Below are 21,473 nucleotides of genomic sequence, written 5' to 3'. Positions count from 1 at the left end.
TATAACAACAGCAACAACAACTGCATCTTGAAATCGATCAATTATACGAAGAATGCGACTTTACTCTGGCGATCGGCGTTGAAAATTGCCGAAGCCTTTAGGATGAGGATGGGTTTGAGGTGAGCTTCAGCGATGGATATTCTACAGCCTCGCCGGGAATGCCGGATTGCCGCATTTGGCCGCAGTCAGGATCGGCGTGTTGCCAAGATGGCGGACTGGATACAATTCAGCCCGCCGTCTCCCTGATCGCGCACGGAAGGCCTTCACAAACAACTGCGGCAAGCAAGACGATCCGCTTGCCAGGAGGTCCATCGTGATGGCAACTCACCCGCACCGCCTGCAACCTACGACGGCCGGCTGTGGAACCAACGCCAAGGGCGTAACGCTGCTTTACGCGCAGGTATTACCGGTAATGGCAATCGTTTCATTGTTTCCGGCCATTCCAAAGTTGATGCATGAGTTTGGTAATTTGCAGCACGCTGCGATCCTCGTCCCGATGATCGTCACCATACCCTCGCTGCTGGTTGCATTGACGGCTCCCTTTGCCGGCGCGATCGCCGACCGGTTCGGACGCCGCAACAGCTTCAGGGCCGGAATGATTCTATATGTTCTGGCCGGGCTCGTGCCAGTATTTACCAGTCATATTTTAACGATAATCTTGAGTCGTGTACTTTTGGGTATCGCCGAAGCATTTGTCGTCACGATCTCAAGTACTCTTATCGGGGACTATTTTCGCGAAGAGCGACATCGCTGGGTTTCGTGGGTGGGCATCACCACTTCGATCGCTGGCACCTTGATGATTGCAGCCGGGGGTTTTCTTGCTGAAATCAGTTGGCGCGGTCCCTTCTTCATATACACGCTCTCGATTCCGGCGCTCATCCTGACACTAATCTTCATCGACGAGCCGTTGAAAGAGGAGAAATCGGGTAATTTTACTTCCCGCGCGGCATACCCGTGGAAACAGGCCGGGATTATTGCGGCGGTTACACTTTCAGCTTCACTCATCTATTATGTAGCACCACTTCACATCGCAGCTGTTTTCCAGCAAGTTGGCGTTACATCGCCAGCGACAGCGGGTCTGCTTCAAGCCTTTACAACCGTAGCATATGTGCTGGGCGCGATCTGGTATAGGAAATTACACGCCTGGAACATCGGAACGTTGCTGGCGCTTGCGGGTGTGCTGATGGGAATCGGTCAGCTCTTAATGGGATGGTCGGTTACGGCCGCGTCCGTCGTTTTCGGCGCACTGTTCCAGCAACTGGGTTCTGGAATGGTCATTCCATCCTTGCTGGCCTGGGGGCAGGCATTGCTGCCGCTGGAGCAGAGGGGGCGCGGCATGGGAATTTGGGCTACCGCATTCTTCACCGGCACCTTCCTCTGCCCTCCTCTCGTAACGGCTATTTCAACCCAGAGTGGCGGCGTAATGGCAGCAATGGTTGTGATGGGGATCGTGGCATTCGTTTTCTCCGCCGTCGCGATGGCCGCTGGGTATCCATACAAGTTGCGGTACGCAATCAGGAAGTAAGTGAAATGACTTCTCACACACCCGTTTTTGACTATATTATTATTGGGGCCGGTTCCTCGGGGTGCGTCCTTGCCGATCGCCTGTCCGCGGATGGAAAGAACAAAGTCCTCCTGCTCGAGGCCGGCGGATCGAACGAATCCGAACTTGTGAACATGCCTCGTGGCTTTATGAAAATGTGGGGAAATCCGGAATATTTCTGGCAGTTCCCCGTAAAGGCGAATCCGCAACGGCCCGCCGATGAGCGCTGGGCTTATGGTCGCGGCCTTGGTGGTTCGAGTTCAACGAACGGAACCTGGTACTTGCGAGGCATGCCGGCCGACTACGATGCCTGGCACGAACTTGGCTTGAACGAGTGGTCGTGGGACGAGATAGAACGCTGTTACGGCGAGATGGAGAGCTATCGCTATCGGCACGCCGATTCATCGCGCGGCCGCAAAGGTCCTCTGCAGATCACGGAACTGCCATTCCGCTCACCAGTCATTTCGGCTGCATTGGAAGCGGGTCGGGAATTTGGCCTACCTGTACTGCCTGACATCAATCAGCCGGCAACGCAGGGCATTGGCTATACCCAAGCAACCGTTGACCGCCGAGGGCGTCGGGCCTCCGCATACCGAGCGTTCCTGAAACCCGCCATGCGGCGCTCGAACCTCACGGTGGTCACAGGTGCCACTGCCGATCGGATAATTTTGGCGGACGGTAAGGCGACCGGCGTCCGCTACAAGGCGGGTGGCCACATTATCGAGGCAGGAGCAACTCACGACGTAATTGTCTGCGCAGGCGTGCTGCAAAGCCCAAAACTGCTACAGCTCTCCGGCATCGGCCCCGCATCGGTCCTGTCGGCAGCGAATGTTCCAGTCGAGGTTGATCTTCCCGCTGTCGGACGGAACCTCGTCGACCATATCATGTTCTCCATCTCGTTCCGCATGAAGAATGATCGCGGTTTCAACCATGAATTTCATGGGTGGCGTCTAATGAAGCACGTGTTTCAATACTATCTGACGCGGAGCGGCCTCATGGCTTATACGTCGCCCGAGTTAACCGCCCTGGTTTCAATGCGGTCAAAATCGAATTGGCCGGATGTGCAGTTCGGTGTAGGACCCTTCTCGATGCGTTCAAGCGCCGAGATCAAGGCCGATCCTGGTCGCGGAGCCTTGGAGGACAAGCCGGGCCTCACAATGAACGGCTATTACCTGCGCCCGCTATCGCGCGGGAGCGTGGAAATTCAGACTCCGGACGTCGCCGATCCAGTCCTTGTCGATGCCAACTGGTGGGGAGATCCGGCAGACCGTGAACTCCTCATCGAGATGCTCCGGCTGATGCGGCGATTTGCCGCGCAACCCGCACTTAAAAATTTCATCGTCGAAGAAGTCGTGCCTGGCGAACAGGTGCAGACCGACGAAGAAATTGGGGAGGCTTTGACATGGCTTAGCAGTCCGGGTGTCCATGGGACCGGAACTTGCCGCATGGGTACCGCTCCCGACAGCTCGGTCGTAGATTCGAGGCTTCGCGTGCACGGGGTACGTGGATTGCGGGTGGTAGACTGCTCTGCGATGCCGACGCCTCCGTCCGGCAATACGAACGGTCCCGCCATGGTGCTGGCATGGCGCGCCGCTGAACTAATCCTTCAAGACCGAGCAAATCGGGCTTAGCGATCCCTATCGAATTTCCAGGAAGCATGCTGTGCGATTAAACAATTTCGACCTCAATTTGCTCGTCGCCTTGCATGCCCTTTTGGAAGAACGGAGCGTTACCCGCGCCGCAGAGCGGCTGAACATGACCCAACCAGCAATGAGCGCAGCTCTCCGCCGACTGCGGGAGTCATTCAATGACGAACTGCTGGCGGTAAGCGGCAAGCGGATGGTCCCCACCTCGCACGCCCAGAATCTCGCCCCCATGGTCGAGCAGATGATCGTGGGGGCCCAATCCCTGATTTCCAGTTCCACGCGATTTGATGCCTCGACGTCCCGCCGGGTATTTCGGGTCTATGCATCTGACTATATTGTGACAATTCTGTTGCAGCCGATGCTGATCGAAATGGCAAAGATAGCGCCGGACGTTCGTATTGAAGTTTTACCCTTCAGATCGGATATGTGGGCCGAGCTCGACAGAGGCACCATCGATTGCATCATCTATCCGGAGCAGTTCCAACTGCGTGATAATCCTCAGGAATTACTCTTCGAAGAGACGCATGTACTCTTGGGATGGTCCGAAAACCCGATTTTCGAGGCTGCAATTACCCAGGAAATCTACGATTCTGCGAGCCATGTTGCAGTAAAATTGAACACATCAGGGTCATTCGCCGAAGAACATATCCGCTCCAAGGGCGACACGCGCCGTATTGAAGTTACGGTATCTTCCTTCACTATGGTTCCGTGGCTGCTCCCCGGCACAAATAGAATTGCGCTGGTGCACAGCCGTCTCGCGAAGCTTTTTACGAAAATGCTTCCGCTGGCAATGGCAAAGCCGCCTTTCGAAGTCCCTGTCATGCGTGAAACGATCCAGTTCCACCGAACACGAGCGGTCGATGGTGGGTTGATGTGGCTGAAGGATAACTTAATGAAGTATTCCGCAGGCGGTTAAGACGGACCCGCGAACATCTGTCGCGTACTCCGTAACTTCAGCCGTTCATGGGGCCGTATAGGTTGAGCTCGCTGCGTTGTTCAACTTGCGCCCTTTGTGGCATCGACAACTTCACAGACCAGCTCTCTGAAAAGAAAACTGGTAAAGGACAGGGCAACGGACATTCAATGAGCATGCACTGGCGCTGCTCGAACCGATCTCCACTTGGGCGTCAGTGATTGGCGCGTGCAAGAGAGCGGTTAGCTGTTTGGTTGCGACATATCGTTGGGACATGGTAAATGAGGCCATCGCAGATCACGCGTGGCGCTTTTCCGCTCTTGCTGATGAGGTTGTTTCGTGATGGTGCAAATACATCCCCAAGCTCGGACCACACCAGCTGTACGGGCGGAAATTGCCCGTTTGACTGAGCCCGCCAGTGTCGTGGCCAAGCGCTATGACATCAGCGACGAAACCGTGCGCATGGCGCAAACGTGCAGAACAAGCGGTCCAGGATCGCTCAAGCCGGCCCACACGACTGGCGTGGCGCATGAGCGCGATACTTTTGATGTCCTTAATCTTTGGCACGGCTGAGCGATGGTTCAGTTTCTCGAGGAAACGCTGACTGTCTGGTGCCTACCCCATGTCGGCCTTTCGCGAACGAAGGCCACCCGAGTAGAACCGGACATTGATCGCCCCCGTGAATCATCGACAGGTGAATGACAGCTAGCGGTGAACCCCTCCGATGGTTTGGCGAGCGATGAAAGACAGGGCCTGATCGACAGCCGCCTCCGAGTGAGTGTCAGCTATCCTCGCATGCCGGCTCGGAACCGGACAGCCACCTACCGACCAGAACTCTCCATAAACGGTGCCATTAGCACAGGGCATGTATCGAGGAGGGCACTCGCTGCGCTCTACTCCCGCTGTGTCGGAAATCCTCGACCGGGACAGGGCGGTATTGGCAGTTTGCGACTGCTCGCCGTCCTTCGAGCAGCGCTTCGGCGTTCACATCGGCTTGGCCTGAGGAGCTCTCAGTCAATCTCAGACCGCTTCCCGTCTCTCCAAACGCGCCTATTCGCTTCGGCGGGGGCAGGGAAAGCGGAGTTGAAGATGAGCACCTGTCCACCGGAGCGCCCAGATCACGATATTTCTCGCATTGATGAGGCCGTTCTCCATAGGGATGTTCATCTCGGACTGCAGATCTGTCGGGCCAACAGTCTATCTCTCACGCGGCTTCAGCTTGCCCTGAAAAAGGGCGACAGGCGCTGCGTGCTGGAAGCGATCGATCGACTGCATGACCTGGATGCCCAGATCGACCGTATCCTCCAACGACAGCCCACATCCGCCAACGATGATCTGGAAAGCCAGGCGATCAGCAAATGCATCGACGAGCAAAGGATGGCGGTCGCATTTGAAAGGCTCGCGCTTGTGAGTCAGGTCAGCGGTCCGGATATGCTATCTCCCACCGATCACTGGGACGCCCCAAATCGGGGAGGAATACCCGCCGGGCGTTCCTCCGACCAAGCTAGCTCACTGATCGCGATGCACCGAAAGTTCCCGGCCAAAATGCTGGGCCTCGTTCTAGCGCTTTTGGCGCTTGCCGCTGTGATCGGCGTGATCTTTCTGACTTAAGGTTCCTAGGGCAAGACGGCTTCGTCGCACGGCAAGTTGTTTACGTTTATGCGTACTTCGGTGAACCGTCGGCCCCTATCAGGCAACCGAGGTGGGGTGGTCTACGACCGCTCTGTCGGCGGGATCCGTCCCCGTCGCTGAGCTGCGGTCACATCGGTGGCAGAGAAGATCGGGGGGCAGGGCACTGTCTGGTGGAATGGTTCAAGAGGGCCCAGGGACGACAGATGTACGGTAGGCAGCTCAGTCCGCTGCGCGAGGCATAGAGGTGCGGTCGCGGCGAAACCGTGGAGTGTCTCGGAACGCCTGAACTTACGGGTTCGCGATCTGCCGCTGGCCTTGACAAATTGCTCTGAATTCTCGGGTTCCAGAATGATCGCTCGCTTTACGCTATGCCAGCCCCGCCGGTAACGCCGTAGACTTCGCCGGTGATGTAGCTACCTTCCTGCGAGGCGAGCAGGACATAGACCGGTGCTATCTCCACGGGCTGACCGGGGCGGCCGAAGCGGCTGTGCTCTCCGAAGTGGGCGACTTTTTCCTGCGGCTGCCCGCCGCTCGCCTGAAGCACCGTCCAGAAAGGCCCCGGTGCCACCACATTGGCGCGAATGCCTTTCTCCATCAGCTGCTTGGCGAGCGCCTTGGTGTAGGCAACGATTCCCGCCTTGGTAGTGGCATAGTCCAGCAGGATGTCCGAAGGTTCGTAAGCCTGCACCGATGCCGTGGTGATGACCGAGGCGCCCACCGGCAGGTGTGGCACTGCCGCCTGGGTGATCCAGTGCAGGGCGTAAAGGTTGGTCTTTAGCGTCTTGTCGAAATCCTCGGACGACACTTCGCTCACATTTTCGCGGAACTGCTGGCGCCCCGCATTGATGACGAGGATGTCGAGACCGCCAAGCCCCTTCAACGCGTCCTCGACCAGTTGACGGCTCCAGCTTTCCTCGCTCACGTCTCCGGGCAACGCCACCGCCTTGCGCCCCGCCGCCTCGATCAGGTCGATGACTTCGCGCGCATCCTCTTCCTCACTCGGCAGATAGGCGATGGCAACGTCCGCGCCCTCACGCGCATAGGCGATCGCGGCGGCGCGCCCGATGCCGGAATCGCCTCCGGTCACGAGCGCCTTGCGGCCCACGAGCTTTCCCGCGCCGACATAGCTTTCCTCGCCGTGATCGGGCCGTGGCTCCAGCTTTCCGGCAATGCCAGGGCGGGGTTGCGGCTGCTCAGGGAAGGGGGGCTTGGGGTACTGGCTGCGGGGATCCTGCATCGTGAGCCGGTCGGCCATGAAAGCTCCTGTGGTTCGAAGGTTTTGAAATGACAACGGCGGAAGAGATTACGCGTTGCATCTCGGCGCGGCGTTCCGGCCCGGATCGATTGCAGTTCGCCGCGCGTCTTGCGAATTCTGCCCGTCTGCGGGATTTTTTGCAGGAACGTTGGCGGCTTCGGCGGTTTGCACTCGCATCCCCGGCGGATCGTTATCCCTTTCAGCGGCGGAGCCAGGCCGACCATGCAGCAGCTTGCCGAGAATTTCTGGAATTTCCGCGGTTCGTTCAAGGTGGCAGGGATCCTCGATCTCGGCACCCACATGTCGCTGATGCGCAGGCCCAATGGGCGCTTTACCCTGATTGACAGCTACGGCGTTTCCGGCGCTGACCGCGATGCACTGCTGAAGAGGAGGGGGCCGTTACCGGCTCAGCGGACTTCTCCGACCAGGGCCGGGCGCGCGTTGACGGGCGCAATCGCGGGATCCTGACCCTCTATGCAGCAGCGCCTGACGGCAGACTCATCGGCGCCGACCTGATAGCGCCTGCGGGCGAGCATCTGGCGCATATGCTCGCCTGGGCAGTGCAGGGCGGCCTCACCGCTACGCAGCTTCTGAACATGCCCTTCTATCACCCGACCGTGGAGGAAGGGTTGAAAAAGGCGCTGCGTACCATCTGCGCCGCCACCCCGATTGCCCTCCCCCGCGATCAGGATGCGGGTACTCCTACCGGGGCGTGACGGGTTGCCTGGCAATAAGCAGGCATGTTCTTCCCGCCCCCTACCTTCGCAAGATTTACGGAACATAGGCGAAGAAAAGATGTTCTTAGAACCGAGCTGCTCGAAAAGGTCGAGGCAGCGTTCGTATCAAGGGAGAGCCCCATGTTTCGCTGGGCCATCATTTTCGCTGTTGTTGCACTTATCGCGGCGCTGCTCGGCTTTGGCGGCGTTGCTGGCCTTTCGGCCAGCCTTGCAAAGGTCTTCCTGCTCGTCGCGGTCGTGATCCTGGTTCTTGGCTTCTTCTTCGGTCGGGGCAAAAGAGTTCCTTGAACCCCGGCGGGCCGGGGCATTCTCGTAGGCCAAAACCTTCTGCGATGCCTTGAGCTTGACGTCCTGCTTCAGGATTACGCCTTTCGAAGGCATGATCCTGAAGCAGTTTGCGTTCAACCATCCTCCAAACTGTACGGATCGAAGCAGGGAGCTTTTCACGCAGGGATGCATCCAGGGTTTCGGCAACCGCCTCGGGGAGCAACTGTTACGCCCTGTCTTAGCCCGTAGCGAGAATGGCGGTTCCGGCCCCGATGGGTCGCTCTCCTCTGTCCCCAGTCCGATACCGCGTAGCGATGGATGAAGCGCGGCACTATCCGGCATGACATGCGATTGATGCGCCGAGGCTTAGCGCGCGGCCCAACACGGCCTGCAGGGCACGTATGGGATCAATGGAATAATTGGCGGTTGAAACGAGACCTGCCCGGCGAGGCCGAGGGCGGCTCTTGCAATCATTCCTGCTCCTGTTCGCGAGGCGCTATCGTTGTACTGCTGGATCACGGGCCGTCTCGGCTGGGTGAGCAGGTAATGGACAGCTACCGCGATATCTTTCGGACCGCCTCTTCGTGGGTGTGTCATATTCGTCACACGATCGTCGTTAAAGCCCCTTTCCGGGTCGGTTGCCGGAAACCTTCCTTTTCCGGCGGGGGTTTGTGTTTCGACGGGTGCGAACAGATCTGCCCCACGATCGATGAAGAAAAGGAACGTTACATGAAGTCCACGATGCTCACTCTCGCGATGCTGGCCGCGGCCACCAGCCTTTCTGCACAGCCCGCGTTTGCACAGGACACCGGCAGCGCTGAGGTAGCGCCTAACGGTACTTCGTTTCGCGGTATCCGCGTCGAAGGTAATTTCGGCGGCGACCGCTTCCAGTCCGAAGGCAACCACAACAACAAGTTCGGCTTCGGCGGCACAGTCGGTTTCGACGGCACCATCGGTGAACGTTTCGTGATCGGTGCCGAGGGAAGCTTCTGGAAGCCCGGAAGCGGCAATGAGAATTCGACCGATCTCGGCGGCGGGTACGCCATGGATCACAAGGCCTTCGAGGAATGGGGCGCAGCGGTGCGCGCCGGCTACCTCGTCAGTCCGCAGTTCCTCGTATTCGGCAAGGCCGGTTACGTGAACGGCGAGCAGCGCAAGCGCCTTGTCGGCCCGGCCGGCGAAACTCTGGTCTACGATCACTACCGCGCCGATGGCTACCAGGTCGGCGGCGGCGCCGAATATACCTTGACCCCGGATAGCCGCGCGCCGGTCTATGTGAACGCTCAGTACGTCTATTCGAACTATCACGGCAATTCGGCACGGCAGCGCCTGATGGCCGGTGTTGGCGTTCGCTTCAAGTAAGAGAACTCGTTGCCATGAGACAATGCGGGGCCGGCATCCATCGGATGCCGGCCCCGCAATTTTATCAGCGGGCGTTAGGTGTCTTAAGCGTCGCCGTGTCCACCTGCATGCGCGCGTTTCGTGTCTGGATCCGGTGGTATTCCGGCAGCGCCGGGATTGGGGGCAGCGGCCTCTGACAATGATGGCCGGTTCCTGACAGAAGGGTGTTTTCGTTTCTTCGGTTTTGAGCAGACGCCTGCAAAATGGCCACTTTTGTACTTAGGAGCCAAATTTGAACTCGTGCCTTTATGATCTGTCACAAGTCATCGTGGCGATGTTTCAGAGGAGAGATCGATGAGCATCAAGGGCGAGATGAAGGAAGTTGCAGGCTTCCTCAAGAAAGAGCTGAACGAGCACGGCAAGTCGCCGAAGACCTCCGAGCCGGGCACCGGAAATCCCAAGTAAGCCGAACAGGAGCCAGTGCACAGTGATGCACCGGCCTTTTGTTGCCATGCAGAGGTGCTGAATGTTCACGCAGCTCAATCCCACAATTCCCCTTCACGTGGTAGGAAAGGGCGATGGCTACGCGATCGGAATGATCGACTACGGCCAAGAGCACAATCTCATCTGGGTCACCGCGCTTGATAGCTCGGGCGAAATCTGGTGCGCGCCGAACGCAACCGTTCGCCTGGGAAAGAACTGGACGATGGGGCGCCAGGAAAATCCGTTGATCACGCAAGACAAGAAGGCCGAACGTAGCCCTCAAGCGCCTTGCGGATTCCACGAAAGCGTTGAATCGCAGGCCTCAACGGGCTTGAACCACGTCTAGACCGCACAATCGACTTGGGCTTCCTGGATTTGACAAAGCGCAAGCCCGCCCCGACAGTCAATTTGCCTACTTTGCCTTGAACTCCTCGATGAGCTTTGCGCAGAACGCCGGGAGGTCGTCCGGAGTCCGGCTGGTGACAAGCCCGTGATCCACGATGACTTCTTCGTCGACCCAGTTGCCTCCGGCATTCTCGATGTCGGTTCTGACAGTAGGGAAGGATGTGACGGTTCGGGCATCCAGCACGCCGGCTTCCACCAGCAGCCAGGGGGCATGACAGATGGCGCCAACGGGTTTGCCAGCCTGGAAGAAGCCGCGCACGAATGCCACCGCTGCCTCGCTCCAGCGAAGATTGTCGGCCCCCACCCTGCCACCGGGTATTACGAGGCCGTCAAATTCGTCGGCAGACACGTCCGTAAAACTCTTGTCGACGGCATAACTTCCGCCGGGATCGAGATCGTTGTTGTTCGTCTCGGCGGTCTCGCTGTCCAAGCCAATGACGATAACATGCACACCGGCCTGTTCCAGCGCTTCCCTAGGCTTCACGAATTCGGGTTCCTCGGTCCCGCACGGTGCGACGAGGAGGGCGATCGAGCGATTTTCAAGGGACATGCCCAGAGATTTCGTTGCTATGGGCCGACATTCGGAAGGCGGCCAGACTTGCGCTCGAAATCGTGCCCTATGCGCGACGGGACTCAAGCATTGTGCGCGGAATTCGTGCGGGGTTGCCTCTGCGACTGGTCGCGGCTCTGCACGACACATCCGTCTCTATGATTGAACGTCATTACGGCCGATTTATCGCGGATGGGTTGGATGACATGGCCGCGCAAGCTGTAGTCCCACTGATACCTACGGTCTGAGGTCTACACCTATCGTGCCGCTGGTCGAGACGCCTGCGCTACGTCCGAAGGATTAGCTTCGGAACGAATCAGAAAAATAACATAGCCCCGAAACAGCCGCTGATTCGCCAGCATGGGCGGAGCCTGCCAGGTGCCGCCTTCCACCAAGGCAACACGGAAGGGAATGGGGAAGTTCTCCATGCGCCGAAAATAGGCTTCGTAGCCCGGAATCGTGCTGCGGTCCTGATAGGTCTGTACCACGACTTCATCGATCACGGATCCAAGTCTGACGAGGTCCCCGGGGTTGCCGTGAGCGCTCCAGTCCATGAGGCCGGTCACAGAAAGCTGCCAGCGCCGGGGCAGGCGCTGGCGAAGATCGGTCAGGAATTCGGCATAGCGGGCGATCCCGCTCGTGGCGGCGTCAAAATCGACTTGCAGGCCCATGACCCGGTTGCCCGCCTGATGCCAGCGTTCGAGATCGCCAAGGAGCGCTGCATAGGTCGCCGCGTCCCAGTCCAGCCGCTCGGTGCGCACTACCAGCCAGACCGCTGTTCCGGGCAGGTGAGGCACGCCCATGCGCAGTCGCTCGAAGCGGGGCGCGCCGGCTTTGCGCACTTCTCCATCGAGCAGGTAAAGCGTTCGCGGGTGCAGGTTCGCAGCCGGTCGCACGCCCGGCCAGAGATAGAAGGCGTCGTGAGCGACCGGATCGACGCGCGCTTCCTGACGCGGAACATCGGGTTTACAGCCGACCAGAACGATCGGGATCAGCAGGGCCGAAACGAGAGTGCGAGCGTGGCGGGGCCTGAACATCACCAGTAGTAGCGCAGGTCCTTGGCCCACTGGCTGTCGGGATAACGCTGCTTCAGTTCGGTGAACCAGGCCTTACGACGGGATTGCGGCGCGGCAGCGGCATCATTTTCCGGATCGTTCCGCGCGGCGCCCAGGCAGTCGCTGTAGCCCGAAGGCGCGTAACACATGACAGCGCGGTAGAGCGCATAGGCGCGCAGGTCGGCGGGTGCGCTGCGGTCGGCTATGACCTCGTTGTAAAGGTCCTCGCGGTACAGCGCCCGGCCGGGAACTCCGTCCGGGCCATATCCCAGATAGTCCGCCGTCGGGCCGGGCCGGAACAGGCGAAACCCGTCGAACCCATTGAGACGGTAGAAGTCGCCCAGGCAGAGCTGGGCCTTGCGGTCGCGCGGATTGCGGGCGAGCGCCGCCGCCGTCCGGTCCAGCGACGGGCAGACGAACTCGTCCCCCCAGGTGCCCTTGCTGAAGAGGCCGACCGGGATCGTGGCCTGATCCGCGAAGGACCAGAGGCCGGTGCGGTTGTCGGCATCGGTGGGAACGAGCGCCAGGTCCTTGGTGAAATCGGCGTAGGCCCCGTGGTTGAGCTGCTTGAACAGCAGGCTGAACAGCGCGATGTCCCGCTCGCGCAGGGGGCGGCTCGGGTCCCTCGCGGCGGCCCGCAGGATCGCCGGGGTCGCTCGCGTCTGGAGGAGCAATTCGCGGGTCGAAGTGTCGGTCACGGGTGAGCCGGGGGCGAAGATATCCGAGAGCTTAGGGCCGCGCTGCCAGCGGGTGGCGAGGCCAAGCTCCACGAGCGGACGCTGGAACGTGGGTGAGGAGCCGCCCAGCAACTCGCGCCAGAAACCTGCCTCGTTGGGATCCGACGCCCGGCTCAGCGTCATGCCGCGCAGCACCTGCCGACTGAACGCAAGCGGTGTGTAACGGCTTTCGCGCGCGGCATCGGGCAGGAGGCGCAGGATCGTGGCGGGCTGTTCCTGCGCTTGGAAGGATCGGGTCGCCAACAGGAACCCGTAGAGATCGCCATAGGCAGAAAACTGGTTCTTCTGTACCGCGAGTTCATCCGCCGAAAGGGTCATGGCTTCGTTGGAGCTGCTGCGCATCCGCTTGAGATTGCTGATCGTCAGCAGCAGCGGCGTGTTACCCAGGTTCGCGATGAAGGCATCCGCGCCGTCCTGCTCCAGCAGTTTTCCGTCGATCTCGTTTGCCAGGGCGGCTGCCGCAGCAGTGTTTCCCGGCCGCGTTGCAAGTTCGTTTTCGAGAAGGTGGGCGAAGGTGGCCTGATCGTTCTCCAGCCAAGCGACGCGGCGGATCAGGCCTTTCGCGGAAGTGGCATAGCGCCCATTGGGATAGGCCTTGAGGTAATCGTCGATAGCCTCGTGGGCGGAAGTCACGGCTTCGTCGTTCGCCTTGTCCGGCCCGGCGAAATCGCCGTATTGGTCCACCGCTTCCGCCACCGCAGCGCGCAGGCCGATCCGGATCGGCATGTAGCGCGCGGTTTCCGCAACCCATCGGCTGCGTGCACCAGTCAGCGCCGAGAACCCGGCGCGGGCGCCCGCCCAATCCCCTCCATAGAATGCGTCGGCGGCTTTCAGATAGGCGAGAAATTCCCGTCCCGGAGCGCTGGCAGCAGTAAAGCCGCCCCACTCAACGGCGCGGCATCCGACTTGCGCCCGCAGGCGATCGAGACCGCTGCGATCCGCTGCGGAAAGGCCCTTTTCGGCGGCAAGGGCATCCCGGAAAGCCAGGATACCCTCCGCGCCGATCTGGCAGTTCCCCAGTGCCAGCTCAACCTTGCGCTCCGGTCGCCGCTGAAGCGAGGCTGACATGCTATCCCACGAGAAGAAGGTTCGGCCAAGCGCGGTGTCGTAGGTGTCGCGGTCGTTGTCTTCCGACGCGGGCCGGAGGCTACGCATCAGCAGCAGCATGTTGATGCGGGTATCGTTTCCGGGGCTGAGCATGGCCCGGCCCGCGCAGTCGTAGGACGGTGCGGACAGTCGCCAGTCGGGTGCGCAGTACCCGGAATCGCCGGAGGCCCAGACGGAAGTCGCAAGGCCGAGTGCCGAAAGCATGGCGCCTGCCAGCAGAACCGTTTTCGCCGGTGTGCGAAGAAGCGATGCTTTGGCGCTCATGTAAACCGTATTCCCTGTTGTCATTGGGTTGTGGTGATCCTGACCTTCCAGCCGGGATACATCTGGCCCAATCTTTTGTCGACTGAGAGGAGGGCGACGATATCCATGTCTTTCAAGCTGGTCTTGAAGCGGGGCGTGATCGGTTCGACGATCGGGGCCTCCTCGGCAGGTCAGAGCGTTTCGATCCTGCTCTGACTCTGTTCGCTCTCGACCTGAAGCCTCTCGAAGCGGCTCGCAGGGCGGGCCGAGACAGCAGAATCAGCGGCAAGGATCTTCGCTGGGTGGTGTGTCTGCATAGGGACAGGGAAAGAAGCCCTTGTTGCCGATCTCTGCAAGGTTCGCCTGCGAAGCGCCGCCAGCGATCTGCCAGTGCCCGTCTTTCTCGACTGCGCCGACATCGGCCTCCTGTTCATGATCGAGCAAACGGGAGACGAAGGGGAAGGCGGCGCGTATGTCTTCGCGCTTCGTCCAGGCTGGCGCATCGACGATGCGGTAGCGATAGTGCACCGGAGTATCACCTTCATGCGTGATCGCCGTTACCCGTTTCTTGCCGAAGCAGAGGTACGGTTCGGGTGGGGCGTCGCCGCTGGATTTGTCGAGGTGCAAATAACGCTCGCCGGCCTTGGTCATGGTGATGCGCGCGCGAGGGGTTGGTTTGGAGCGGTCCTCGACGGGCTCGCGGTTCACCAAACCGGCGGCGATCAATGCGTCCACGCCCGGCCGGGAAAGGAAGTCGGCGCTCTGCTCGATCGGCCAGGCCGGCGCGATCAGCATCGCGCAGACGGGAGACCCTTCCAGTTGCTTGCGCAGATCGACCGTGCTGGACGATGCCACACGGTCTCCTCCGCATGCGACAAGCGCCCAAGGCATTGCCGCTATGCATAATGTCAGTGCCGCGCGCACGTGTTTGCCTGCCATGATCAGCTTCGCAGCCCGAGCGGGCTCAGTGGGCGGGTGGAGTCCGCCAGCCTGCGCAATGTCTGCTCGGCATTTCGAAGCTCTCCCGATTTGAGAGTATCGTCCCGGCCGAACCAGCCTGAAGCCGCATAGAAGGGCTTCTTGAAAACGAGCTTGTTGCATTCGTCGATGCGCTCCTCGACCCTGCTGCCCGGGCGCGCAATGCCAACCCAGGTGGACGTTCCGCCCATGCCGCTCGAAATCCTGCCCTTGGGATAGTTGGGCGAACTTGGCATCTCATCGATAGGCTTGCTGGTGATGCGACCGCCACCATAAGGTCCTGCACCGGTCTGGGTGACCAGCTCGTCCGAATCGAGCAATGCCATCATGTAGAAACCCAGCTCGATCTTGGGCGACAACGTTTTAGGAATGATCGAGCCGGTTGGACGCTGCGCGATCGGCGCCTGCCTGAGCGACGCAAAGATTGCGTCTTTTTCACGCTCACTCAGTCGGCCATCGTTTTCGACTGCTTCGGCTGCGTCGGTGGCGCACAAGCGATGCGTTATGATCCACGTCGACAACTGCTTGTCACGGCTGAGGGGGTCGGTGGCAAGCGTGTCATGCGTGTTCTGCATTGCCTTGGTGACATAGCCTTTGATCGTCTTGCCGACTTCGCCTTTCACGAGATCCAGGGTCTTGCCGATGGCAAACATCGCGGTCGGGTTGGCGCCGACTGCCTGATAGGCACCAAGCGCGCGAGTGAGGTTGGCTCTGGCAAGGCCCTGCAGCGCTACCCTGTTGGCAATCACCCGGAGTGAACTGTTGGCGGCCGTTGCCATCAGGATCGAGCCGGGCAGGATCGAAGCGATGGATACGAAAAGCTCCGCCTTCTGCTTGTCGGTTTCCTTCTGAAGATTGTAGGCGTCGGTGTAGTTCTTGTAGGCTTCGTTGTAGGCCACGATATAGGGGTTGCAGACATAGGCTTGCCAGGCATCGGCTGCGTCGATCACTTGCCGCCGAAACTGCTCCAGACGATCCACCAAAACCAATCCCCTTTTTTGTAAGAATGCCAGACCAGAAGCGCGCGCGATGTGAGATCGGCAGGTCCTTCAGGCACGAAATGATACTCGCATCCTGTTGTAACAGGTTCGCTTTGTCAGCGATGTGTAGGATACTGTGTGCCGTTCGTGAGACGAACAGTTTTATTGTAGGTAGGCTGAATAATGCAGTTGCGAATCGGCGCAAGGATGAAATCGATTTTACTTAAAGTTTCGGTTGCGGGAAGCCCCTTGGCAATCGCGCCATCGAAGCGTTAATCATCACAAAATCTTGACTGAATCATTCGCCGCCCTTTGACTGCAGGATATCGGAGACGAGCAAGATATGCCCGACTATGGGATCGCGCCGTTCAATCGTGATGTCGATGGCAACGGATGGCGGTTTCGGAAACAGTAATGGGTCATTTTTCGAATCAATTTTACTGCATTTGGTTTGGATATCTCCGGCACTATTGGGCCGGTGGGGAGCAATTCCGTTCACCGCTTAATCTTCGCTCGATCCAGCCATGAACGCTTTGAACAGACCGATTTCCGCTCTTTGTGCCGGTACAGTCGGGGCAGTCATCCTCGCAGGAATCCTGCTTGCGGGGGCCGATGCTAGCGGTGTCGCCGCGGCCTCGCTGCTTGGGGAAGGTGGGAGCGAGGTCGCGATCGAGACCCTGTTCACGCTCGTGGTTTACGGCGCGATACTTGGCGTCGCGGCGATTGGCGTCCGCATGTTCCGGACCGGTCCGGTGATCGGACCAGGGGCTGGAACGTCGCTGTCCATCGGCTGCTGCATCGGCTTCGGCGGGTTTCTCTTGACCATCGGCTACGCTCAACTTGCAGGTACTGCGGTTTCCGGAAGCGAAGGGGTCTCGTTCCAGCCGCTGACCTTTCTTCTGGGGCTGGGACTGGTGTTTCTCCAGGTCACGGCGGAAGAAGCCTATTTTCGCGGCTGGTTGCAGCCGGTGTTTGCCCGTGCCGCGGGAAACCTCGGTGGGATCGCGATCACTGCCGTTCTGTTTGCCTTGCTCCATGTGATGGGAGGCTCGCGTTCGGCACTGACGCTTTGCAATCTTGTGCTGGGTGGCGTCTGGTTTGGGGTGCTCGCGGTGCGTTCGGGGGGTATAGCCGGTTCGATCGGCGCCCACTTCGCCTGGAACATGGCGGAGCAGATGCTGTTCGGCCTGGACCCCAATCCCGGCGCAGGCAGTTTCGGCACCGTCATCGATCTGGACCTGGTCGGTTCGCCGCTATGGGGCGGGTCGCATGAGGGTTTGAACGCCAGCCTTGCAATGACCATGGCTCTCATCGTCTTCATCGTACCCGTACTGCCGGGCCTGCGGCAACGTGGCGATGGCGCCGCCGCCTGAGCAAGGCGCCTCGGCTCAGTATTGGCTGCCCGCGCGCTGGGCATCGATGGCGTTGCGCTGCTCATGGAATGCCGCCAGCGCCGGGCCGCTGAGGGATTTGCCCGTGCCCATCTCGATCTTGAGCGGGTCGACCGGCTGCCCATCGACATGGACCTCGTAGTGGAGGTGCGGACCCGTCGACCGGCCGGTCGTGCCGATTTCGCCGATCTGCTGGCCCTGGGCCACCTTCGCCCCATTCACCACGCCCGGTAGGATGCGGTTGAGATGCAGGTAGAGCGTCTGCCAGCCATTGTCATGGTGCAGTCTTATGAAGTTGCCGTTCGCGCCTTTCGGCCCCGCGAATTCAACGGTTGCATTGCCGGAGGCGAAGACCGGCGTGCCGGTGGGGGCGGCAAAGTCGGTGCCGCGATGCAGCTTCTGGTACCCAAGGATAGGATGGGTGCGCATTCCGAACTGCGACGATATGCGCGCGGAATCCACCGGAGTACGCATCAGCGCACGCACCACACTCGATCCGTTGCCGTCGAACCAGCCGGGTTCGCGTTCGCCGGGCGGCGTGAAGCGATAGAGCGCGCGCGACATTGTCGCCGTGCGGAGCGAGACATAGACCAGACGGGGCACGCCGACCGGTTCGTCGGAAGGGTTGTAGGCCTGTTCGAAGGCGACCTCGAAGATATCGCCCGGAGCCACTTCTCGCTGCATGTCGAAATCGAAGCTGAAGGCATTGGCGACTTCGCCGATCAGGTTGTCGGTCACGCCCGCGGCAACGGCGGAGGAGTAGAAGCTGTCACTGTCGATCTCACCCCGCACGACCGAGAGCCGTCTGGACAGCTCTCCGGTAAGCGGCTGCGCGGCGAGTGTTCCGTCGGCCAGCCGGTGAAGCAGCAGCCCGGTCCCGTTGCCGCGCGTGGCCTCCAGTGCCAGCAGCCGGGTCCTTTCGCCTTCGCTCTCTAGGTTGAGAATCAGGCGTATTTCTCCGGGCGCGTTTCCGAGCGTGGCCCTGACCTGACTGCTCATCGCCGGGATATCGGCACGGGAAAGGCCGGAGGATACGAGCGCGGAATCCAGTTCCTCCAGATCTGCGAGTATCAGTGTACGCTCTCCGGAAAAGCGCATGGTGGGGGCGGTCGGTTCGTGCGGCGCGGTGACGGGCGGGGCTACGGAGGGGTTCAGTACGGCGAGGGCAGCGCCGCCCAGCGCGAGAACGAGGGCGCCGCCCAGCGCGAGGATACCCGGATCGCGGCGAACGCGAGATGACTCCGCGGGCAGGGCGGTCCTGACGGTGCGTTCCGGGGCGGCGCTGTCCGCTGCGCCGGATTGTGGAATCCAGGTCCTCGGATCGAACGAATGGCTGTCTTGTTCGTTCACGAGTGGCGGCTCCGGGAATATAAACTTTGGAAAAAGCTTTTCTGCTGCAATAACGCTCGTTTATGCAGACCGGAAGCCGTGATTAAATGTATCCGCGTCAAGGGAGCTTGTAGCCAGATGGGTGGAAATAACCGGGTTGCCTGGCGGGAGGGCATGTTTCTTCGCCCCCAGCACTTCCAGGCCCAGGACCGCTTCATTGAGGCATTGGTGCGCGCGCGCGTCGGCAGTGTTTCGCCCTGGCCCTGGGGGTTCACCGAAATCGTGGTCGACGAAGACCTCGCTTCGCTCGGCAAATTCGCCGTTGTGCGTGCGGCGGGCATCCTTCCCGACGGAACGCCTTTCGCGATTCCCGACGACATGCCGCCTCCCGAGCCGCTCGATGTGCCGGTCGAAGTGCGCGATGCGGTGATCCATCTCACCCTGCCTGCACAGCAGAGCGGAGCCACGGAATTTCGCGACTCCGAGAATCCGGCGCTCGATGCGCGCTTCCTCGTCGACGAACGCGAGACGGCGGACAGCTTTTCCGACGACCGCACGACCGAACCCGTCGATTTCGGGCGGCCCAACTTGCGCTTCGGGGTGACGCGCGACCAGATCTATGGCCGCGTCACGCTCGGCATTGCGCGTGTGCGCGAAGTGCACAACCGCCGTCTTATGTTCGACGATCGTTTCATTCCGCCGACACTCGACAAGGATGCCTCGCCAAGGCTGCGCGGCGCCGTCACCGACATTCTCGGCAGGGTCGAGCAGCGCGCCGAGGAACTGGCTTTGCGCGCGGTGGAAGCCACCGACGGCGGCGCGGAGACGTTTGCCAGCTTCCTCCTGCTGCAGGCGCTCAACCGCTGGCTGCCGGTGCTCCAGCATGCCGAGCGGCTGCCGATGCTCCATCCCGAGCGGCTTTACGAGACCCTGATCGCGATGGCGGGCGAGATCGCGACGATGATCCGGCCCGAGCGCAAGCCGCCGCCGCTGCCGCGCTACGATCACGAAAATCCGCAGATCTGCTTTGATCCCGTTATAGACCTGCTGCAGTCGATGCTGGCTGCCGTATTCGATCGCTCGGCCGTACAACTGCCGCTCGAAAATGCGGGACCCGGCGCCTACGTCTCGAAGATCACTGACCATTCGCTCTATCAGCACGGTTACTTCTATCTTGCCGTGGCGGCGGCTTCTCCGCTTGAGGAAATTCGCGGACTCTTTCCCTCGGTCGCCAAGATCGGCGCGATCCAGAAGATGCGGCAGATCGTGGACAGCGCGCTGCCCGGCGTGCCCTTGCGGCATACCCCGACGCCGCCGCCGCAGATCCGCGTGCTGCCCGGTTTCGTCTATTTCGAACTGGACCGGGGTACGGCCGACTGGCGCGATATACTCACCGCGCCCGCGCTTGGACTTCATGTCGCAGGAGACTGGCCGCAGCTCAACCTCGAACTCTGGTGTGTCAAGAAAAGCGGCCGATGAGCAGCGACGATAAAGACAAGAGCGGCAATCGGACGGTGTTCCGGCCCTCGCCGCTTCAGGGTCTGCGCGGAGGCCGCGGACAGTCCGCGCCCCCGCCGGTCGACAACGGCTACGGCGCGCCGCCGCCGTTGTTGCGCTCCGGCCCGCAGCCTGCCGGGGCCGCGCTGGCGCCTTCGCGGCTGGCGGAGGATGACGTACCTGGCCCGGCAACGCCGCGCAGCCTGCGCAACCTCATGCTGGCCGAAGCGGCCCCGGTGCTGGCGCTGGCGGCGGGCATCCGCGCAGGCCGCATCCGGGCGCCGATGCCGCAGTTCCACCGCGAGGCGACGCAGATCATCTCCGCCTTCGACCGCGCGATAGCCCCGCATTACCGCGAGGAAATGCGCCAGCGGGCCAAGTATGCTGTCTGCGCGACGGTGGACGACATCGCGCAGAACCTGCCCGACATCGGCACCGACGGTGCGGAATGGGCACGGCGCTCGATGGTTGTGCAGTTCTTCCAGGAGAACATCGGCGGCGACCGTTTCTGGCAGCTCACCGACGACATGCTGCGCGCACCGGCCGACAATCTCGACATCATCGAACTCTACCACGCCTGTCTTGCGGCGGGTTTCGAGGGACGGTTTCGGGTGATGCCCGACGGCAAGCGGCGGCTTCACGAAATCATGGCCAAGCTTCATGGCAGCCTCCAGCACGTCCGTTCCCTGTCGATGGTCGAACTGTCTCCGCAATGGCGCGGGGAGAACGCGCCGTTGCGCCGGATCGGGCCGTGGAACCTGTTCGCCCTGGCCGGAGCGATTGCGGCAGGCCTGCTGTTGCTCGTCTATATCGTGCTGCGCCTGATCCTGATGTCCGGCGGCGATGCGCCTTCGGGGGCCTTGCTCGGTCTGGTGCCGGACGATCGCCTGACGCTTTCCCGGCCCGCTGCTGCCCTTCCTTCGGGCAGCAGCGCCCAGGCTTCCGAACTGCGCCGTTTCCTTGAACCCGAAATCCGCGAGGGACTGGTCACGGTGGAGGAGGATGCGCAGACCGTGCGTGTCCGCACCAGCGTCGGGCAATTGTTCCGTTCGGGCTCCGACCAGCTCGAAGCGGGGCGTGAGGCCCTGTTCCGCCGCATCGGCGAGGCGATCGAGAAGGAAAAGGGCAATGTCCTGATCGAAGGCCATGCCGACAGCGATCGCGTCGCCAATCTCAGCTTCCCCGATAACATGGCGCTGTCGCAGGCCCGGGCGGAGACCGTCGCCGCGATCGTTCGCGGCACGCTCAGCGATCCCGGCCGGGTGAGCGCCAAGGGCATGGGCGAGACCGTGCCGATCGCCTCGAATGCCACGGCATCGGGCAAATCCCGTAACAGGCGCGTCGAGATCATCGTGCCTCGCCGATATTGACCGGAGAGCTTCGG

The 21,473-nt window shown here is 60.9% G+C and carries 18 protein-coding genes and 2 pseudogenes; 13 read left to right on the top strand and 7 right to left on the bottom strand.

All coding sequences use genetic code 11. From position 1 onward, the window contains the following. Positions 1–316 precede the first annotated feature (316 nt). The 5 genes and pseudogenes from AC4D6D_RS22935 to AC4D6D_RS22915 all read left to right on the top strand — a co-directional run bounded on the left by AC4D6D_RS22935 (position 317) and on the right by AC4D6D_RS22915 (position 5,713). Complete coding sequence (locus AC4D6D_RS22935; RefSeq protein ID WP_491328800.1) at positions 317–1,525, top strand: MFS transporter; 1,209 nt, start codon at positions 317–319, stop codon at positions 1,523–1,525. Between the two features lie 5 nt (positions 1,526–1,530). After that, positions 1,531–3,174 (top strand): GMC family oxidoreductase, encoded by a 1,644-nt coding sequence (locus AC4D6D_RS22930; RefSeq protein ID WP_491327815.1) that lies wholly within the window; start codon positions 1,531–1,533, stop codon positions 3,172–3,174. Between the two features lie 31 nt (positions 3,175–3,205). Beyond that, positions 3,206–4,105, top strand: coding sequence for a LysR family transcriptional regulator (locus tag AC4D6D_RS22925; protein WP_491327814.1), 900 nt, complete (start codon positions 3,206–3,208; stop codon positions 4,103–4,105). 339 nt (positions 4,106–4,444) lie between these two features. Then, positions 4,445–4,637: pseudogene (locus AC4D6D_RS22920) on the top strand (IS481 family transposase); the annotation flags it as partial. Between the two features lie 554 nt (positions 4,638–5,191). Then, a complete protein-coding gene (locus AC4D6D_RS22915) occupies positions 5,192–5,713 on the top strand; it encodes a hypothetical protein (RefSeq protein WP_491328799.1) in 522 nt (173 codons plus the stop codon). A gap of 382 nt (positions 5,714–6,095) precedes the next feature. Here AC4D6D_RS22915 and AC4D6D_RS22910 read toward each other — a convergent pair whose 3' ends face one another. Continuing rightward, positions 6,096–6,989 carry an SDR family oxidoreductase gene (locus tag AC4D6D_RS22910; protein WP_491327813.1) on the bottom strand — a complete coding sequence of 298 codons (894 nt, stop codon included), beginning with the start codon at positions 6,987–6,989 and terminating at the stop codon, positions 6,096–6,098. Positions 6,990–7,211: 222 nt separating this feature from the next. Between AC4D6D_RS22910 and AC4D6D_RS22905 the strand changes: the two genes are divergently transcribed. The 5 genes and pseudogenes from AC4D6D_RS22905 to AC4D6D_RS22885 all read left to right on the top strand — a co-directional run bounded on the left by AC4D6D_RS22905 (position 7,212) and on the right by AC4D6D_RS22885 (position 10,163). Continuing rightward, positions 7,212–7,457, top strand: a complete 246-nt coding sequence (locus AC4D6D_RS22905) for a hypothetical protein (RefSeq protein WP_491327812.1) — start codon at positions 7,212–7,214, stop codon at positions 7,455–7,457. Next, positions 7,430–7,705, top strand: a pseudogene (locus AC4D6D_RS22900) (oxidoreductase dimerization domain-containing protein); the annotation flags it as partial. The gene AC4D6D_RS22905 and the pseudogene AC4D6D_RS22900, both read left to right, overlap by 28 nt. Positions 7,706–7,846: 141 nt before the next feature. Continuing rightward, a complete protein-coding gene (locus AC4D6D_RS22895; RefSeq protein WP_147223179.1) occupies positions 7,847–8,014 on the top strand; it encodes a DUF1328 domain-containing protein in 168 nt (55 codons plus the stop codon). A 708-nt stretch (positions 8,015–8,722) separates the two neighbouring features. After that, the gene (locus tag AC4D6D_RS22890) at positions 8,723–9,355 is read left to right on the top strand and encodes an outer membrane beta-barrel protein (protein WP_491327811.1); all 633 of its coding nucleotides are present in this window, start codon (positions 8,723–8,725) and stop codon (positions 9,353–9,355) included. Positions 9,356–9,860: 505 nt separating this feature from the next. Further along, positions 9,861–10,163, top strand: a complete 303-nt coding sequence (locus AC4D6D_RS22885) for a hypothetical protein (protein ID WP_491327810.1) — start codon at positions 9,861–9,863, stop codon at positions 10,161–10,163. A 66-nt stretch (positions 10,164–10,229) separates the two neighbouring features. Here AC4D6D_RS22885 and AC4D6D_RS22880 read toward each other — a convergent pair whose 3' ends face one another. The 5 genes from AC4D6D_RS22880 to AC4D6D_RS22860 all read right to left on the bottom strand — a co-directional run bounded on the left by AC4D6D_RS22880 (position 10,230) and on the right by AC4D6D_RS22860 (position 15,872). After that, the gene (locus AC4D6D_RS22880; RefSeq protein ID WP_491327809.1) at positions 10,230–10,772 is read right to left on the bottom strand and encodes a type 1 glutamine amidotransferase domain-containing protein; all 543 of its coding nucleotides are present in this window, start codon (positions 10,770–10,772) and stop codon (positions 10,230–10,232) included. 257 nt (positions 10,773–11,029) lie between these two features. Further along, on the bottom strand, positions 11,030–11,809 hold the full coding sequence (locus AC4D6D_RS22875; protein ID WP_491328798.1) for a DUF3142 domain-containing protein: 780 nt from the start codon (positions 11,807–11,809) through the stop codon (positions 11,030–11,032). Continuing rightward, entirely contained in the window at positions 11,809–13,935 is a 2,127-nt protein-coding gene (locus tag AC4D6D_RS22870) for a PA5441 family protein (protein WP_491327808.1), read from the bottom strand. The genes AC4D6D_RS22875 and AC4D6D_RS22870 overlap by 1 nt, the downstream gene beginning before the upstream one ends. Positions 13,936–14,193: 258 nt before the next feature. After that, complete coding sequence (locus AC4D6D_RS22865; RefSeq protein ID WP_491327807.1) at positions 14,194–14,769, bottom strand: hypothetical protein; 576 nt, start codon at positions 14,767–14,769, stop codon at positions 14,194–14,196. An 86-nt stretch (positions 14,770–14,855) separates the two neighbouring features. Continuing rightward, on the bottom strand, positions 14,856–15,872 hold the full coding sequence (locus tag AC4D6D_RS22860; RefSeq protein WP_491327806.1) for a hypothetical protein: 1,017 nt from the start codon (positions 15,870–15,872) through the stop codon (positions 14,856–14,858). Between the two features lie 524 nt (positions 15,873–16,396). Between AC4D6D_RS22860 and AC4D6D_RS22855 the strand changes: the two genes are divergently transcribed. Then, positions 16,397–17,245: a CPBP family intramembrane glutamic endopeptidase gene (locus AC4D6D_RS22855; RefSeq protein ID WP_491327805.1), complete on the top strand. Its 849-nt coding sequence runs from the start codon at positions 16,397–16,399 to the stop codon at positions 17,243–17,245. A gap of 15 nt (positions 17,246–17,260) precedes the next feature. Here AC4D6D_RS22855 and AC4D6D_RS22850 read toward each other — a convergent pair whose 3' ends face one another. Then, positions 17,261–18,613: a M23 family metallopeptidase gene (locus AC4D6D_RS22850; RefSeq protein WP_491327804.1), complete on the bottom strand. Its 1,353-nt coding sequence runs from the start codon at positions 18,611–18,613 to the stop codon at positions 17,261–17,263. A gap of 153 nt (positions 18,614–18,766) precedes the next feature. Between AC4D6D_RS22850 and tssK the strand changes: the two genes are divergently transcribed. Both tssK and icmH read left to right on the top strand, forming a co-directional pair. Continuing rightward, entirely contained in the window at positions 18,767–20,071 is a 1,305-nt protein-coding gene (gene tssK, locus AC4D6D_RS22845; protein WP_491327803.1) for a type VI secretion system baseplate subunit TssK, read from the top strand. After that, on the top strand, positions 20,068–21,459 hold the full coding sequence (gene icmH, locus AC4D6D_RS22840; protein ID WP_491327802.1) for a type IVB secretion system protein IcmH/DotU: 1,392 nt from the start codon (positions 20,068–20,070) through the stop codon (positions 21,457–21,459). The genes tssK and icmH overlap by 4 nt, the downstream gene beginning before the upstream one ends. The last annotated feature ends 14 nt before the right edge of the window (positions 21,460–21,473 follow it).

The sequence above is a fragment of the Novosphingobium sp. BF6 genome, assembly GCF_058273105.1.
This window is presented reverse-complemented; position numbering and strand designations above follow the sequence as displayed.

Bases quoted from the DNA above. Each gene is read 5' to 3' on its own strand.
- AC4D6D_RS22935 (WP_491328800.1), top strand. From the start codon at position 317: ATGGCAACTCACCCGCACCGCCTGCAACCTACGACGGCCGGCTGTGGA.
- AC4D6D_RS22930 (WP_491327815.1), top strand. From the start codon at position 1,531: ATGACTTCTCACACACCCGTTTTTGACTATATTATTATTGGGGCCGGT.
- AC4D6D_RS22915 (WP_491328799.1), top strand. From the start codon at position 5,192: ATGAGCACCTGTCCACCGGAGCGCCCAGATCACGATATTTCTCGCATT.
- AC4D6D_RS22910 (WP_491327813.1), bottom strand. From the start codon at position 6,989: ATGGCCGACCGGCTCACGATGCAGGATCCCCGCAGCCAGTACCCCAAG.
- AC4D6D_RS22905 (WP_491327812.1), top strand. From the start codon at position 7,212: ATGCAGCAGCTTGCCGAGAATTTCTGGAATTTCCGCGGTTCGTTCAAG.
- AC4D6D_RS22895 (WP_147223179.1), top strand. From the start codon at position 7,847: ATGTTTCGCTGGGCCATCATTTTCGCTGTTGTTGCACTTATCGCGGCG.
- AC4D6D_RS22890 (WP_491327811.1), top strand. From the start codon at position 8,723: ATGAAGTCCACGATGCTCACTCTCGCGATGCTGGCCGCGGCCACCAGC.
- AC4D6D_RS22885 (WP_491327810.1), top strand. From the start codon at position 9,861: ATGTTCACGCAGCTCAATCCCACAATTCCCCTTCACGTGGTAGGAAAG.
- AC4D6D_RS22880 (WP_491327809.1), bottom strand. From the start codon at position 10,772: ATGTCCCTTGAAAATCGCTCGATCGCCCTCCTCGTCGCACCGTGCGGG.
- AC4D6D_RS22875 (WP_491328798.1), bottom strand. From the start codon at position 11,809: ATGTTCAGGCCCCGCCACGCTCGCACTCTCGTTTCGGCCCTGCTGATC.
- AC4D6D_RS22870 (WP_491327808.1), bottom strand. From the start codon at position 13,935: ATGAGCGCCAAAGCATCGCTTCTTCGCACACCGGCGAAAACGGTTCTG.
- AC4D6D_RS22855 (WP_491327805.1), top strand. From the start codon at position 16,397: ATGAACGCTTTGAACAGACCGATTTCCGCTCTTTGTGCCGGTACAGTC.
- tssK (WP_491327803.1), top strand. From the start codon at position 18,767: ATGTTTCTTCGCCCCCAGCACTTCCAGGCCCAGGACCGCTTCATTGAG.
- icmH (WP_491327802.1), top strand. From the start codon at position 20,068: ATGAGCAGCGACGATAAAGACAAGAGCGGCAATCGGACGGTGTTCCGG.